Source organism: Variovorax sp. TBS-050B (genome assembly GCF_029893635.1).
In the GTDB taxonomy this organism is placed as follows: Bacteria; Pseudomonadota; Gammaproteobacteria; order Burkholderiales; family Burkholderiaceae_C; genus Variovorax.
In genome coordinates, this window is the sequence record NZ_JARXYR010000002.1 from 3,679,439 (window position 1) to 3,695,608 (window position 16,170).

The window sequence follows — 16,170 nt, forward strand, 5'->3', positions numbered from 1 at the left end:
TTCGTCGCTGGCGTCGGATGGCAACGTCAACCCGGCCGCCGGGTCCGGAATACCCAACCGGGATGCGAGCGTTGAAGGCGGCCATCGCGGACAACTTCACGGAGGCGAAGATTCCCGACGGCAGGATCCGCCTCGCCTGGCAGGAGATGAACGCCATCCCGAACAAGAACACCTGCGTCGGTTTCGCCGACGGCAGCTCGCCGCCCCCTTTCGGCGCTACCGAATGCAAGATCAACGGCATTGCGAACGCGAACCGGATGCGCACGTTGGACGCGGCCCACCGGACCAACTTCCTGGCGTGGGCCGCAGACCTAGGCTGGGGTGGTCGCACGCCGTCGCACGCGATGATGACCCGCGCAGGGGAGTACATGAAGACCACAGGGCCACTCAGTCCCTATTCCGACGATCCGGGCGTGGAGGGTGCCACCCGGTCGAGCTGCCGCAGATCCTTCCACATCTTCATGACGGACGGCGAGTACACCATGTTCGGATTCCAGCGGAATCCCAAACAGCTCGGCATGCCGCCGATCGGGAATGCGGATGGAACGGGGCGTGACCTGCCCGACGGCACGACGTATGAGCCGCGCGCGCCGTACATGGACGGCGTGGGTGCAGTCAACAGGGTGACAAGTTGGAAGGAGTCCCCGACCGGCGTCTGGACGCCCACGGCGGAATACCGGCCCACGCTGGCGGACATGGCCTTCGAGTACTGGGCCACCGACCTGCAGCCCGACTTGCCGGACAGGCTCCAGCCGGTGTTCAAGGAGCCGCAGGAGACGGTTGTAGGAGCGAAAAAGATATCCCGGTACTGGAATCCAAAGAACGATCCGGCGACCTGGCAGCATCTGAACACCTACGTCATCGGCTTCGGCAGCGCCTCGTCCTGGAACGGCGCACCGCGCATTTCGGCAACAGCAGCACAACCGACCTACAGCGGCGACTACGCGGGTCTGGTCGATGGTTCGATCGCCTGGCCCGATCCGCTGAGCGGGACCTTGCCCGGCGCCACGGGCAGCAACGGATTCCAGGGTTGGAAGTCCGAAACCGGGTCCGGCGGCTACCACCATGAAAATCCATTGACCTTCGAGGCGTTGCGCATGGATCTCTGGCACGCGGCGCTCAACAGCCGCGGCAGCTTCACGCCAGCCGTGAACGAGGCGGCACTCGATAACGCATTCAAGTCGATCCTCGCGCAGATCATCTCGAACACGAGCGCTCCGCTGAGCTCGCTCGCCGCCAGCGCGTCGAAGGTGTCCGCGGACACGGCGACCTACCAGGCCGGCTATGACACGGCCAACTGGTCGGGCACCCTCAACGCTGTTCGGTTCGGAAGCGATGGCAAACTGGCCGACACCCCCCTGTGGTCCGCGGGTGCCCTGCTCGACGCCCGCATGGCGCAGCCCGGTGCCTACGACATCGATCGCCAGGTGCTGAGCTTCTCGGGCACCGTGGTGGGCACGGCCGACGCGGGCACAGTGATCGGTTCTGGCGTGCCGTTTCGGTGGGACAGCCTGAGCGATGCGCAGCGTGCGGCCCTCGCGGGCTCCGCCGATGCCAAAGCGGAAGGCACCGCGCGCGGCCAGGCCGTGCTCGCTTTTCTCCGCGGTGATCGCAGCAACGAGGGCGCTGCCGGCCAGAAGCTGCGCAGGCGTGACCACCTGCTCGGCGACATCGTGGGTTCCAGCGTCTGGTACGCGGGCCAGCCCAGGAGCGGCTTCACGCGCGACGGCTATGCGGCGTTCGCCAAGATCGCCCGCCCGCCGATGGTCTACGTGGGTGCCAACGACGGCATGTTGCATGCCTTCAATGCCGGCACCGACGTTGCAGCGGATGGCGGCAAGGAGGTCTTCGCCTACGTGCCGGAAGGTCTCTACGGCACGGCAGCGAAGTCTCCCCTCCGGGCCCTCAGCGAGTCCGGCTACAAGCACAGGTACTACGTCGACGGCAGTCCTTTCGTCGCCGACGTCTACCTGCAGCCAGGCGCTCCGGCCACCGACAAGTCCGGAGAGTGGAAGTCCCTGCTCGTTGGCACCTTGGGTGCGGGCGGCAAGGGGTACTTCGTGCTCGACGTCACATGGCCTCAAGACATCCGCGAGAGCGGCGCTGCCGCAGTGGCCTTGATCGACACGACGGCGCTCGCCGACGAAGACCTCGGCCACCAGTTTCAGCAACCTGCAGTCGATTCCTTCTCGCGGCGGGCTTTGCAGGTGGCGTTGCTGAACAACGGCCGCACGGCCGTGATCCTGGGCAACGGCTACAACAGCGCGAGTGAAAGGGCGGTGCTCTGGATCCAATATCTCGACGGTGACAGGTCGATCCTGAAGATTCCCGCGCCGCCCGGGCAGGACCTGGACACCGGCAATGGGCTCTCGGCCCCGGTGCCGGTCGACCGCAACGGTGACGGCAAGATCGATCTTGTCTATGCCGGCGACCTTCTGGGAAACCTCTGGAAGTTCGACCTCAGCGCCGCGGAGAGCAGCAAGTGGAAAGCCACCATGGGTTCGAGCGCGACCCCGTCGAAACTGGATGGTGTGCCGCTGTTCAGATCCGGTGCCACGCAGCCCATCACGGCTGCGCCGGTGGTGGTCGGGCACCCGAGGGGCGGCTACATGGTGGTTTTCGGTACGGGGCGACTGTTTGCCGAGGGTGACGAAGGCACCACCCACGCCCAGTATCTCTACGGCATCTGGGATCCCGCCAACGCCGGCACGGCCACGGCGGCATGGACCGAACTGGTCCAGCAGACCATTGCAGACAAGACCGTCGCGCAGGGCGATACCGAATTCCGTACCGCATCGAACAACGGCGTGAGCTACGGAGGTTCGAGTGGCAAGCGCGGCTGGTATGTCCAGCTGCCAAGCAGCAAGGAGCGAATCGTGTATCCGGGCGACGTGCTCGGCAACAGCGTGGGCCTGTTCTCGACGACCATCCCGGGTGCCTCCAGCAACTCGATCGATTGCACGCCCGGTACGGCGGACGACGGCTGGACGATGGTGGTGGATTTCTTCAGTGGCGCGGCGCCCGACGGCATCGTCTACGGCGACTTCGCCGCCGCAGGCACCTACCTGGGCTTTCGCAATCGTTCGGGCCGCGACGACATTGTCTTCAGACCCTCGGGCGATGCTAAGAACGTGGACGTGATCTGCAACGCGGCAGGCGATTGCCTCACCGCGAAGCGGCCGGACGTGGTGCGGCGCTTCGGCTGGCGCGATCTGTTCCTGCCCCATTGAGCGGATCGAGTCATGGCCATGAAAAGGAAGACCGCAGCCCGGAGGCAAGCGCCCGACCACGCGCACGGCTTCACCCTGATCGAACTCATGATCGTCGCCGCGGTCATTGCCGTCCTCGCATCGATCGCCTACCCGAGCTACACGCGCTATGTGCTGAGGGCGAAGCGCGCGGATGCCAAGCAGCAGCTGCTGCAGGCGGCGCAATGGAGCGAGCGCTACATGACGGCGAACGGCCGGTATCCGCCGGAGACGGTCGACCTGCCGGCCGGGCTGCAACGTTCGCCGCCGTCGGGCGCTGCGAGCTACAGGATCGGATATGCGGCGAGAACCGCGACCACCTACGTCCTGCAAGCGGTGCCGCAGGGCGCATCGACGGCCGACGATTGCGGGACGCTCTCGATCAACCACCAGGGCGCCAAACTGTCCAACACCGGCGCAGAGGCCTCGGCGGCGCAGATGCAGGCCTGCTGGGACCGCTGAGCCGGCGGCCGCGCCTCAGATGTCGCGCAGCAACTGCCTGAACTCGTCCACGTCCTCGAAGCTGCGGTACACCGAGGCAAAGCGCACGTAGGCCACCTTGTCGAGCTTCTTGAGCTCGCGCATCACGAGTTCGCCGACCTTGGTCGATTCGATCTCGCGCAGGCCGCTCGCCAGCAGCTTCTGCTCGATGCGCAGGAGGGCGTTGTCGATCTGCTCGATGCTGACCGGGCGCTTGCGCAGCGCGAGCATCATCGAGGCGCGGACTTTGGTCGAGTCGAAGTCGGCGCGGCTGCCGTCCTTCTTGACCACCACCGGGAAGTTGACGTCCGGCCGCTCGTAGGTGGTGAAGCGCTTGTCGCAGGCACCGCACTGGCGGCGCCGGCGCACGAAGTCGGCGTCTTCCGAGACGCGGGTCTCGACGACCTGCGTTTCGAGATGACCGCAAAAAGGGCATTTCATGCGGCCACCTCTTCGCTGGCGATGGCGGCGGCGATCAGCGGTAGACCGGGAAGCGGCTCGTGAGCGCGTGCACCTTGGCGCGCACCGCGTCGATGTTGGCCGCGTCGCGCGGGTTCTCGAGCACGTCGGCGATCAGGTTCGCGGTCAGGCGCGCCTCTTCGTCCTTGAAGCCGCGCGTGGTCATGGCGGGCGTGCCGATGCGCACGCCGCTGGTCACCATCGGCTTCTCGGGGTCGTTGGGGATCGCGTTCTTGTTGATCGTCATGTGGGCGCTGCCGAGCACGGCTTCGGCTTCCTTGCCGGTGATGCCCTTGGCGCGCAGGTCGACCAGCATGACGTGGCTTTCGGTGCGTCCGCTCACGATGCGCAGGCCGCGCTGCGTGAGGGTGTCGGCGACGATCTGGGCGTTCTTGACCACCTGCTGCTGGTAGGCCTTGAACTCCGGCGTCATCGCTTCCTTGAACGCGACGGCCTTGGCGGCGATCACGTGCATCAGCGGGCCGCCCTGCAGGCCCGGGAAGATGGCGCTGTTGATGGCCTTCTCGTGCTGCGACTTCATCAGGATGATGCCGCCGCGCGGGCCGCGCAGGCTCTTGTGGGTGGTGGAGGTCACCACGTCGGCATGCGGCACCGGGTTGGGGTACACGCCCGCGGCCACGAGGCCGGCGTAGTGGGCGATGTCGACCATGAAGATGGCGCCCACGTCCTTGGCCACCTTGGCGAAGCGCTCGAAGTCGATGCGCAGCGAATAGGCCGAGGCGCCGGCGATGATGAGCTTGGGCATGTGCTCGTGCGCCTTGCGCTCCATCGCGTCGTAGTCGATCTCTTCCTTCTCGTTCAGGCCGTAGCTCACCACGTTGAACCACTTGCCGCTCATGTTGAGCGGCATGCCGTGCGTGAGGTGGCCGCCTTCGGCCAGGCTCATGCCCATGATGGTGTCGCCGGGCTTGAGGAAGGCCAGCATCACGGCCTCGTTGGCCGAGGCGCCGCAGTGCGGCTGCACGTTCGCGGCGTCGGCACCGAAGATCTGCTTGATGCGGTCGATCGCGAGCTGCTCGGCCACGTCCACGTGCTCGCAGCCGCCGTAATAGCGCTTGCCTGGATAGCCTTCGGCGTACTTGTTGGTGAGCTGCGAGCCCTGTGCGGCCATCACGGCCGGCGAGGCGTAGTTCTCGCTCGCGATCAGCTCGATGTGGTGTTCCTGGCGCGCGTGCTCGGCCTGGATGGCAGCCCAGATTTCGGGATCGGTCTGTTCGACCAGGATGTTGCGTTGGTACATGGCAGTCCTTTGAAGACGAGGTCCTTGTTCTTCAACCAAACAAGGGCTGCCCAGGCGAACGGCTGAACGCCTGATTGGATGCCAGGCGGCACGCTTCCCAGTGGTATTCCACGTCAGCGCGTGGCATCTTGGAGGATGCTGCGCCTATCGCCAGTCGCGTACGGCGCCAAGTGTAGCGCACACCCCATGGCCGCAGCCATGGGCGGGACTCAGGAAACGTCCGAAAGCAGGGCGACCTTCTGGTGGTCGGCCGCAGGCTCGGCAGGCTGTTCGGACTTGGGCGGCGCGGCGACCGGGATGGCCTGCGCACGCACGACGGGCGGCGTCACCACGGTGGTGGTCGAGGGATTGCGGCCATTGGCGACCTGCTGCAGTCGGTCGCGCTCGGCCAGCACCTTGCCCGCGTAGCCGCCGTCGTCGTCGAGATTGGCCGCGCCGACGTAGTAGCGCAGGCCGCCCTCGAGCGAGCCGGCGCGGGAGATGCACTCCTGCAGCACCTTCACGCCGACGCGCATGTTGGTCACCGGGTCGAAGGCGGTGAGGGTGCCGCCCGCGCTTTCGTACTTGTCGCCATGCACGCGCGTCATGACCTGCATCAGGCCCTGAGCGCCCACGTGGCTCTGCGCGAACGGGTTGAAGCTCGATTCCACGGCCATGATGGCGAGGATCAGCGTCGGGTCGAGCTTGGTGCGCTTGCCGAGGTTGTAGGCCTCCGCCACCAGCACGCTCAGCGGCTCGGGCGCGACGCGGTACTTCTTGCTGAGCCAGTAGGCCACGGCCGCCTGCTGCTTGGGCAGGTCGTCCGGGCTCGCGGCCGTGGTGCGCACGATGGCGGTCGGCTCCAGGTCGGTGGCTTCGGGCGCTGGCTTGCGCGACTCCAGCCAGCCCATGAGCTGTTGCTCGCCGGTCTGGCGCAGGTCGGGCCGTGCCGCGAGTGCCAGCACCACGAAGACGATCGCCAGGCCGACCAGGGCGAAGCCGTTGTGGGTGATTTCAAAAAAGCCGTCTGCCACGTCGGACAGAAAAGTCCGGAGCCCTCGGGCTGTGGCATCGAACGCCTTGTTCATCGCTCTTCCTTTCTTATGCGGCACCTGTTCTCAGCGCCTGGTCGGGCGATGGAAGGAAGGCGGCGGCGCTTGGATTGGTACGAATCAGGCTCCGCGCATGAGGAGGGGGTGGGGTGCGAGCGCGGCGACCTGATCAAGCCGGGGGAATTCGGCGGCGGATTCAAGAGGCTCCTGCTGGGTCTCGGCAGCCAGGAGCAGGCGGGATTCTAGCGTGGCTAAATACTCGGTCAAGAATAACGTTCTCGATCTTTATGCTATTACAAGATTAAACAATGTCCTAGTGAAATCCCTGATAGGTGACCATTGCAATGGCCCGCCGGGGCGCCTAATCTGGATCCCGCCTGAGTTCTCAGGCGGCTTTCCGAAGTCAGTCGACCCGAGGTGCAAGTCAAGGGCTCGAACGATGGAGGATCCACGGCGGCAATCTCTTGCTGCCAGTTCGGCAGGAACCATTGACTTCCGGTCGACGAAACGATGGCATGGGTCTCGTGCCCGCCATCAGGCCCGGTAACAAGACATAACGTCGCGTTACCGGGCTTTCTTGTTTCTTTGCTTGCACTTCTTTGCGGCACACTCCCGCGATGGATGCAGCTTCGCTCAGGCAAAACAAATGGCTGCGACGTGGGATCGTCGCCTTGCTGATTCTTCTGGGCCTCTGGCTTGTTGCCTGGCTCGCCGTCCCGCCGATCGCTAAAAGCCAGCTCCAGAAGATCGCCAGCGAGAAACTGGGCCGGCAGGTCACGGTGGGCAAGATCGACTTCAAGCCCTGGACGCTCGAACTGGCGCTGAACGACCTGCGCATCGCCACGGCCGACGGCGCCCGGCCGCAGGTGGTGGTCAAGCGCATCTATGCCGATGCGGAACTGCAGTCGATCCTGCGCCTCGCGCCGGTGATCGATGCGGTGTCGGTCGAGTCGCCCGCGATCCTGCTCACGCACCTGGCCGACGGCAAGTACGACATCGACGACATCCTGCAGCGACTCGCCGCCGGGCCGCCGCCCGATCCGAAGGCCGAGCCTGCGCGCTTCGCGATCTACAACATCGCCATCACGCACGGCGCGGTCGATTTCGACGACCAGAGCGTCAAGCGCAGGCACGAGCTGCGCGATTTCGAGCTCAAGGTGCCGTTCCTGAGCAATCTCGCCTCCCAGCGCGACATCAACACGGAGCCCAAGCTCGCGTTCTCGCTCAACGGCAGCAAGTTCGATTCGGCCGCGCTCACCACGCCTTTCGCCGAAAGCCGCAAGACCGATGCCCATGTCCGGTTCAAGGGGCTCGACCTGGCGCCGTACCTCGGTTACATCCCGGGCGGCCTGCCGGTCAAGTTGCAGGCGGGCAGCCTGGACGCCGACCTGAAGATCGATTTCCAGCGGGCGGCAACCGCCGGCCTCAAGATCACCGGCACCGTGGAGGCCCATGGCGCCAAGCTCGGCGATGCCAGGGGCCGCGACCTGCTGGCCTTCGAGTCGCTGAAGCTGGCGCTGGCGGACGTGCGTCCGCTCGAATCGGTGTTCCATCTGAGCGAGGTGGCGCTTTCCAATCCGGAACTCGCGGTCGCGCGCGATGCGCAGGGCCAGCTCAACCTGCTGGCCACCGATCCGGCCAGCGGATCGGCCGAGAAGGTGGCGGCCGTCCCGGCGCCCGCCGCCAGTGCGCCCAATGGCCAGGCGCCCGAGAAGCCGAAGCTCCAGGTCCGGGTCGACAAGATCGCGCTCGCCGGCGGCCGCATCGGCTGGCGCGACGAGACCGTGCAGCCCGCGGCCGCGGTCCAGCTGACCGCGCTCGGCGTCGATGCCACCGGCGTTTCGTGGCCGATGGACAAGGCGGCCGAATTCAGCGGCAGCACCGCCGTCGCCGGTGCAACGCTCAAGTTCAAGGGCGATGCCACGGACAAGGTCGCCAACGTCCAGACCGAGGTCGAGGCGCTGCCGCTGTCGCTCGCGGCGCCTTATCTTGCGCACAGCCTCGAACCCACGCTCGACGGCAAGCTCAGCGGGCAGATCGACATCGCCTGGGCCGAACCCCATCTCAAGTTCAAGGCGCGTCGCCTCGCCGCCGACGGGCTGGCGCTCACGCAGCAGAAGACCGCGCTCGCGAGCGTGGGCCGCTTCGAGCTGATCGACGCCGAGGCCGACATGACGAAGCACACGCTCGACGTGGCCTCGTTCACCGCCACCGATCCCAAGATCCACATCGAGCGCGACAGCGAGAAGCGCTGGATGTTCGAGCGCTGGCTCAAGACGCCGGCCGGCGGCGCCACGGCCGAGGCCAAGGTGGCCGCGCCCAAGCCCGCGGCCGCGGGCCCCGCGGCGGCCCCGCCGGGCGCCAACACCAAGCCGTGGGCGCTGACGATCGGCACGCTGGCCGTGGCCAACGGCACGCTGTCCTATGCGGACAAGGCCAGCGCCACGCCGGTGGCGGTCGAGATCACCGCCTTCAAGCTCGAGGCCCAGAAGCTCGCGCCCGAGACGGCCGCAAAGTCGCCGCTGCAGGTGTCGGGTCGCATCGGTGCGGGGCGGCGGGCCGATCCGGGGCGCTTCGACTACAAGGGCCACGTCGTGCTGAAGCCGCTGGCCGCGGAGGGGCGGCTCGAAGTGGCCTCGTTCCCGGCCCACGCGTTCAAGGCCTACTACGCCGATGCGCTCAACGTGGACATCCGGCGTGCCTTCGTGAGCTACCGCGGCACCGTGAACTACGCGAGCGCGCCGGCCGGCATGAGCCTCAGGCTCGCGGGCGACACCGCCCTCGACGACTTCCGCGCGAACAGCGTCTCGCTGACGCAGTCGCCCGGCTTCGACCGCAGCAACAACCAGCTGCTGAGCTGGAAGACGCTGAGCCTGCGCGGCCTGCAGGTGGGCCTGGCGCCCAACGCGGCGCCCACGGTCGACGTGCGCGAGACCACGCTGACCGATTTCTTCGCCCGCGTCATCGTCGACCCCAACGGTCAGCTCAACCTCTTGAGCCTGACCAAGAAGGGCGAGGCCGAGGCCAACGCCGCCACGGCCGCCGCCGCCGAAACCCGCTCGCGCCGCGGCCTGGGCGGCACCACGACCACCACGCGCGGGCCGACGCAGCCGCAGCAGCGTTCGGCCGGCACGCCGGTCTCGGCCGAAGCCATGGTGGGCGGGGCTCCCGAGGCCGCGACCGCGGCGCCCGCGCCGGTGGCCGCTGCGCCCGCCGATGCCGACCCCGGACCGAAGCCCGTCATCAACTTCGGTCCCATGAGCCTGGTGAACGGCAAGATCGATTTCACCGACCTGTTCGTCAAGCCCAACTACTCGGCCGACCTGAGCGAGCTGACCGGCAAGCTCAGTGCCTTCTCGTCGAACCCGCCCAAGGGCGAGAGCGGCCGGCCGGCGCTCGCCGACCTCGAGCTGCGCGGCAAGGCGCAGCAGACGGCGGCGCTGGAGATCACGGGCAAGCTCAACCCGCTCGCCAAGCCGCTCGAACTCGACATCACCGCGAAGATGCGCGACCTCGACCTGGCGCCGCTCTCGCCGTATTCGGTGCGCTACGCGGGTCACGGCATCGAGCGCGGCAAGATGAGCATGGACGTCAACTACAAGGTCGCGCCCGATGGCCAGCTCACGGCCACCAACAAGCTGGTGCTCAACCAGCTGCAGTTCGGCGAGGAAGTGCAGGGCGCGCCCAACAGCCTGCCGGTGCGCCTCGCGGTGGCGCTGCTGGCCGACCGCAACGGCGTCATCGACGTCGACCTGCCGCTCAGCGGCTCGCTCAACGATCCGCAGTTCAGCATCGGCCCGCTGATCTTCAAGGCGGTGGTCAATCTGATCGTCAAGGCGGTGACGGCGCCGTTCAGCCTGCTGACGGGCGGGCTGGGCGGCGGCAGCGGCGAGTCGAGCACCATCGCCTTCGAGCCCGGCAGCGCCGTGCTCGGCGATGCGGCCCGGCAGAGCCTCGACAAGGTCGCCAAGGCGCTGACCGACCGTCCCACGCTGCAGATGACCGTGGTCGGCACCGCCAGCCTGGAGCGCGAGCGCGACGCCTACCAGCGCCAGCGCCTGCGCCAGCTCGCCCAGGCCGAGAAGCGGCGCATCGCGGTGCGCGGCGGCCAGGCCGGCACCGACGTGCCGCCGGTCACCGATGCCGAATACCCCGAGCTGCTGACCGCCGTCTACAAGCGCGCCGACATCACCAAGCCGCGCAACATGGTCGGCCTGACCAAGGACCTGCCGGTGAAGGAGATGGAAAACCTGCTGCTCGCGAGCATTCCGGTGGACGAGGAGTCGATGCGCCAGCTGGCCGTGGAACGCGGCGCCGCGGTGCGCGACTACCTGCTGGCCCAGAAGCTCCCGAGCGAGCGCCTGTTCCTCGGCGCGGTCAAGACCAGGGCCACGGGCACCGACTGGAAGCCCGGGGCCGAGCTCGATCTGGCCATGAAATAGCCGGCAGAGAAGCCGCGGTCGGCCACGATCGGCCGACTTTTGGCTGCAGTTGCGGCATGGAATTCAACCACCCGCCCCAAGTGGGTGAAAATGTCGATGTGCGCCGGCCTCTGCCGGCGCCTTCGCTTTCTCTCTTCAAGACAACGACTTCGCGCAAGTGACCTCTACTTCTTCCAAGCCCAACGACCTCCAGGCCCTCGACACGCTCACCGGCGGCGCCTTCACCGCGCCCACCTCCGGCGAGCGCGCCGCGCGCATCCGCGAATGGCTCGCGGGCAATCCCGCGCCCGAGCAGATGCAGGAAGTCTTCAAGGAGCTGAGCGGTCGCGACAAGGGCGCGGCGCGCCTGCTGCGCGAAAAACTCGACGAACTCAAGCGTGCCAAAGGCCAGGAGGCGATCGCCGCCGAATGGGCGCAGAAGGCCCAGGCGCTGCTGGCGCAGGCCAAGCTCAACATCGCCGATGCGCTCGCCTGGCAGCGCGACGCCGCCAAAGCCGGCGCGCCGCTCTCGCGCGAACCGCTCGCGGGCTTCAAGGTGCAGCTCGCCGAACGCGTCAAGGGCATCGAAGACCTGCAGCACCGCGCGCAGGTGCACCGCGAAGCCGCCGTGCTGCTGGCGCAGCGTTTCGAAGTGCTGTCGACCAAGGGCTGGCAGGATGCCCAGACGGCCGAGGAGTCGCTGCGCACCGACGTCGGCCACTGGCAGCAGCAGGCGGACGAGATCACCGCCGATCCCAACTGGGGCAGCCTCGACGCCCGCTTCGCGCCGCAGCTCGAAGCCTCCAAGGCCCAGCTGCTCGTCGTGTCCGATGCCTTCCACGCCGCCCTCGCGCAGGCCCAGGCGGCAGCGGCCGACGCGGCCGCGCCGCTGCCGCCGGTGCCGGTCTGGGCCGACGAGCTGCGCGCCGCGCGCGGCGAGGTGGTCGCACCCAAGGCGGCGCCGCCCAAGCCCGCGGCGCCCAAGGTCGATCCGGCCGTGCGCGCCGCCGCGCAGGAGGCCGTTCTGGCAGCGCTCGCCAAGCTCGAGCAGGAAACCGCCGAAGGCCACGGCAAGGCGAGCGCCGGCGCCGCCGCCGCGCTGCGCGCGGTGCTGAAGGAACACGGCAAGCTGGTCGACGCAGCGCTCGAAGCCCGCGTGCATGCGGCGCTGGTCGCGGCCGGCGAGCTCGAAGGCTGGCAGCGCTGGAGCGCCGACAAGGTGCGCGAAGACCTCGTCGCCAAGGCCGAAGGCCTGCTCAAGCGGCCCGAGGGCCAGGCACTCGGCGGCCGCAAGATGCAGGAAACGCTGCGCTCGCTGCGCGACCAGTGGAAGCAGGCCGACCAGGGCGGCGTGCCGAACCATGCGCTGTGGAAGCGCTTCGACGAGGCCTGCAACGAAGCCCACAAGGTGGTCGAGGCATGGCTCGAGAAGGTGCGCGCCGACGCGGCCGAGCACCGCGCCCACCGCGTGGCGCTGATCGAGGAGGTCCGCGCCTGGGCCGCCGCCAATTCACAGCCCACCGACCTGAAGGCGCACAACCGCGCGCTGCATCAGTTCGCCGACCGCTGGCGCGAAGCGGGCCACGTGGGCGAGAAGGTGTTCGCCGAACTGCAACCGCAATGGAACGAGGTGTTCGGCGCTGCGCGCGCGCCCGTCGATGCGGCGCAGAAGGCCAGCATCGAGCGGCGCCAGGCCATGATCGCCGAGGCGACGGAGCTGGGCGCGCAGCCGGTGCTGCGCATCGATGCCGTGAAGTCGCTGCAGCAGCGCTGGCAGGCCGAGGCGCAGAGCGTGCCGCTCGACCGGCGCCATGAACAGAAGCTGTGGGACGCCTTCCGCGCCCCCATCGACGAAGCCTTCAACCGCAAGACGGCCGAGCGCGAGAAGGCCTCGGCCGCGATGAGCGAACACGATCGCCATGTGCTCGAGGCCTCCAAGGCCCTCGATGCCGCCAATGCCGAGGGCGACGCGCAGAAGATCCGCGCCGCCGTCGCGCGCCTCGAAGCCGCGGTGCGCGGCGAGGTGCCGCCGCCGGCACCGGCCGCCGCCAGGCCCGCAGCTGCTGCATCGAACGACGGCCCGCCGGTCGGCGCCACCGAGGTGGTGGCACCCGGCCAAGCCGCTGCCGAGTTCGGCGAGAGCGCCGAGCAGGCGCCCGCGCCGGGCGATGCCGAGGCCCAGCCCGGCACGCCCGTCGCGCCCGCACCCGCCGCGAGCGTCGACCTGGTGGCGCCCGCCGATGGTGCCGATGCCTCCGCGCGCGCCGACAGCGGCGCGCACGACGCCGCCGAGCCCGCGGGATCCGAGGAAGCCAAGGCACCGCCGAAGCCGGCTCCGAAGCCCGTGGTCGCCATGCGCGGCGACGACCGCCCCGGCAGTCGCAAGACCGAAGCCGCACCCGCAGGCCGCGGTGCCGGCGGCCGTTTCGGCGATCGCCGCGACGGTGGCCGTCCGGGCGCCGGCGGTCCGGGCCGCGCGGGCGACCGCGGCGCACCGCGCGGCGATGCGCGTGGTGGCGATCGCGGCGCGCCGGGCGGGCGTTTCGGCGACCGGCCGCCGCGTTTCGAGGACCGCGGTCCGCGCCTCGGCGATGCGGCCTTCCGCGCCCAGCGCGAGGCGCTCGAGCGTGCCGACCTCGCGCTGCGCAAGCTCGCGGCGCAGGCGCATGGCGAAGCGCTCACGCAGGTGCTCGGCGCCTGGGAGCAGCGCGATGCCTCGCGGCTGCCGAGCGTGCAGGAACTGGGCCGCGCGGTGACGCCCGCGGTGCGCAGCGGCTGGTCGCAGGCGCTCGGCGCGGCGCCCAAGGCGGCCGCCGACGAAGCCGCCGAAGCGCTGCTGCGGCTCGAAATGGCGGCCGAGGTGCCGACCCCGGCCGAGCAGCTCGACGCACGCCGCGCGCTGCAACTCAAGCTGCTCACCAAGCGCGGCGATCCGACGCCGGCACAGACCTGGGGCCAGGATGCCGGCAAGGTGCTGGCCGCGCCGCACGATCCCGCGAGCGCACGCCGCCTGCAGAACGCGCTGAAGGCCCTGCTGCGCAAGTAAGCAGGCCTTCGCCGCGCTGCAACGACAAAGGCGCCCGATGGGCGCCTTTTTTCTTTGCTGATCGCTGCGCGTGTGCGCCGGTCAGCCCTTGCGGCGGCGGCCGAAGAACGCGTCGAACAGCGCGAGCACCGCGGGAAAGTCCCGTTCAAAAGCCGCGCGATTCACGAAGTAGGCCTCGCAGGCCACCGCGAAGAATTCGCTGATCGACGTGGCTGCATAGTCGTCGAGCCACGGCGGCTCGGCGCCGAAGCGCTCCGCAAGAATCGTCTTTTCGCGGAAGTCCTCGTAGGCGGGCTGCAGCACCGCCAGCCAGGCGGCACGGGCTTCGCGCGCGCTGCGTTGGCCGGCAAAGCCGGGCGGCAGCGGCGGGCAGCCGTCGGCGTCGCCGCCGCGCATGTCGATCTTGTGCGCGAACTCGTGGATCACCACGTTGTAGCCGCCGTTGCGCGTGATGCCGCTCGCGAGCACGTCCTGCCAGCTCAGCATGACGGGGCCGCGGTCCATGGCTTCGCCGGCCACGACTTCGTCGTATTCGTGCACCACCTGCGCGTCGTCGACCACCTTGCGGCGCGCGACCACCTCGGAGGGATGGACGACGATGCCAACGAAATCGTCGTACCAGTCCAGGCCGCCTTCGAGGTGCAGCACGGGCAGCACCGCCTGGGCCGCGATCGCGAGTGCGACCTCGTCGGTGATCACGAATCCCTGCGTGCCGTGGAATTCCTTGTCGCGCAGGAATTCGGCCGACAAGGTGCGCAGCCGCTCGCGGTCGGCCGCGGGCAGCTCGCGCAGGAAGGTGTAGCGATCGAGCGTCGCCTGCCAGGCGGCCTCCGGGATCGGGGGCAGGGCGCGCAGACGGCGCAGCCACTTGAACATCGGCGGTGCGGGCGCTAGCGCAGATCGACGCGTTGCGCGCCGGCCGGGGAAAGGCACAGCAGCTGCGCGCGCGGCGGATGCGCGGCCACGTCCCAGTCGCTGAGCACCATGCGGCGCAGGCCGTCGCCCAGGTCGTGATCGGCGGGCCGGTGCGTGTGACCGTGCACCAGCGTGCTTGCGCGCGCCTGCCGCAGCCATTCGCGCGCGGCATCGCCATCGACGTCGGCCCAGACGGCGGACGGATCGCGCTTGCGGTCCTCGCTTTGCGTGCGCATCGAGCGCGCGAGCGCGCGGCGCTCGGCGAGCGGGCGCGCGAGGAACGCGGCCTGCCACTCGGGCGTGCGCACCTGGGCCCGGAAGCGCAGGTAGTCGGTGTCGTCGAGGCAGAGGATGTCGCCGTGGCTCAGCAGCCAGCGTTCGCCGTGCAGCACGAGCACCGTCGGATCGCCGAGCAGCGTGAAGCCGCATCTTTCGGCGAGCGGCGGGCCGACGAGGAAATCGCGGTTGCCGTGCATGAAGTACACCGGCAGCCGCGCGGCTGTGCGGCGCAGCAGTTCGGCGCAGTCGGCCTCGAAGCCGGGCAGGGCGGCGGCGTCGTCGCCCACCCACACCTCGAACAGGTCGCCGAGGATGATCAGCGCATCGGCCGGCGTGGTTTCGAGGTAGCCGCGCCATGCCTCGAAGGTGGCGGGCTCGCCGGCCTGCAGATGCAGGTCGGAGATCAGGTCGACGGTGCGCCAGGCGGGCGGGGCGATGAGTTCCTGGAACGTCGGATTCGCCGTCATGCCCTTGCCGTGCCCTTCGCCGGTTCGCGCGTTGCTTACTCGGAGACCAGGACGGCCTTCTCGATCACCACGTCCTCGAGCGGCACGTCGTCGTGGAAGCCCTTGCGGCCCGTCTTCACGGCCTTGATCTTGTCGACCACGTCGGTGCCGCCGGTGACCTTGCCGAATACCGCATAGCCCCAGCCCTGGGCCGACGGCGCGGTGTGGTTCAGGAAGCCGTTGTCCGCCACGTTGATGAAGAACTGGGCCGTGGCCGAGTGCGGTGCGCTGGTGCGTGCCATGGCCACGGTGTAGACGTCGTTCTTGAGGCCGTTGTTGGCCTCGTTCTCGATCTCGGCGCCGGTGGGCTTCTGCTTCATGCCGGGCTCGAAACCGCCGCCCTGCACCATGAAGCCGGGGATCACGCGATGGAACACGGTGTTGTCGTAGTGACCGTTCTTCACGTAGCTGACGAAGTTCTCGGCCGACTTCGGCGCCTTGGCGCTGTCGAGTTCGAGCGTGATCACGCCGAAGTTCTTGATGTGCAGTTCGACTTTGGGGTTGCTCATGGGAGGTCCTTCTTT

Annotated in this window: 10 protein-coding genes and 1 riboswitch; of the genes, 4 read left to right on the forward strand and 6 right to left on the reverse strand. The window is 68.6% G+C overall.

All coding sequences use genetic code 11. From position 1 onward, the window contains the following. Positions 1 to 71: 71 nt before the first annotated feature. Together M2165_RS20070 and M2165_RS20075 are read left to right on the forward strand one after the other, a co-directional pair. Complete coding sequence (locus tag M2165_RS20070; RefSeq protein ID WP_280816341.1) at positions 72 to 3,230, forward strand: PilC/PilY family type IV pilus protein; 3,159 nt, start codon at positions 72 to 74, stop codon at positions 3,228 to 3,230. Positions 3,231 to 3,248: 18 nt separating this feature from the next. After that, on the forward strand, positions 3,249 to 3,710 hold the full coding sequence (locus M2165_RS20075) for a type IV pilin protein (protein ID WP_280816342.1): 462 nt from the start codon (positions 3,249 to 3,251) through the stop codon (positions 3,708 to 3,710). A gap of 15 nt (positions 3,711 to 3,725) precedes the next feature. Here the strand turns inward: M2165_RS20075 and nrdR are convergent, their stop codons facing one another. From nrdR to M2165_RS20090, 3 genes are all read right to left on the reverse strand, one after another. Next, positions 3,726 to 4,169: a transcriptional regulator NrdR gene (gene nrdR / locus M2165_RS20080; RefSeq protein WP_057594475.1), complete on the reverse strand. Its 444-nt coding sequence runs from the start codon at positions 4,167 to 4,169 to the stop codon at positions 3,726 to 3,728. Between the two features lie 34 nt (positions 4,170 to 4,203). Beyond that, positions 4,204 to 5,448 carry a serine hydroxymethyltransferase gene (gene glyA, locus M2165_RS20085; protein ID WP_280816345.1) on the reverse strand — a complete coding sequence of 415 codons (1,245 nt, stop codon included), beginning with the start codon at positions 5,446 to 5,448 and terminating at the stop codon, positions 4,204 to 4,206. A gap of 41 nt (positions 5,449 to 5,489) precedes the next feature. Next, a riboswitch (ZMP/ZTP riboswitch) is annotated at positions 5,490 to 5,616 on the reverse strand. A gap of 41 nt (positions 5,617 to 5,657) precedes the next feature. Further along, the gene (locus tag M2165_RS20090) at positions 5,658 to 6,515 is read right to left on the reverse strand and encodes a lytic transglycosylase domain-containing protein (protein WP_280816346.1); all 858 of its coding nucleotides are present in this window, start codon (positions 6,513 to 6,515) and stop codon (positions 5,658 to 5,660) included. Positions 6,516 to 7,096: 581 nt separating this feature from the next. Here M2165_RS20090 and M2165_RS20095 point away from each other — a divergent pair. Together M2165_RS20095 and M2165_RS20100 are read left to right on the forward strand one after the other, a co-directional pair. Next, positions 7,097 to 10,921, forward strand: coding sequence for a DUF748 domain-containing protein (locus M2165_RS20095; RefSeq protein ID WP_280816347.1), 3,825 nt, complete (start codon positions 7,097 to 7,099; stop codon positions 10,919 to 10,921). Between the two features lie 157 nt (positions 10,922 to 11,078). Further along, complete coding sequence (locus M2165_RS20100; protein WP_280816348.1) at positions 11,079 to 13,946, forward strand: DUF349 domain-containing protein; 2,868 nt, start codon at positions 11,079 to 11,081, stop codon at positions 13,944 to 13,946. Between the two features lie 81 nt (positions 13,947 to 14,027). On the opposite strand, the gene M2165_RS20105 is transcribed toward M2165_RS20100, so the two are convergent. From M2165_RS20105 to M2165_RS20115, 3 genes are read right to left on the reverse strand one after another with little or no spacing between them, the layout of a single operon-like run. Beyond that, on the reverse strand, positions 14,028 to 14,822 hold the full coding sequence (locus M2165_RS20105; RefSeq protein WP_280816349.1) for a zinc-dependent peptidase: 795 nt from the start codon (positions 14,820 to 14,822) through the stop codon (positions 14,028 to 14,030). A 14-nt stretch (positions 14,823 to 14,836) separates the two neighbouring features. Beyond that, positions 14,837 to 15,607, reverse strand: a complete 771-nt coding sequence (locus M2165_RS20110) for a UDP-2,3-diacylglucosamine diphosphatase (protein WP_280816350.1) — start codon at positions 15,605 to 15,607, stop codon at positions 14,837 to 14,839. A gap of 35 nt (positions 15,608 to 15,642) precedes the next feature. After that, entirely contained in the window at positions 15,643 to 16,155 is a 513-nt protein-coding gene (locus tag M2165_RS20115) for a peptidylprolyl isomerase (RefSeq protein WP_280816351.1), read from the reverse strand. Positions 16,156 to 16,170 lie beyond the last annotated feature (15 nt).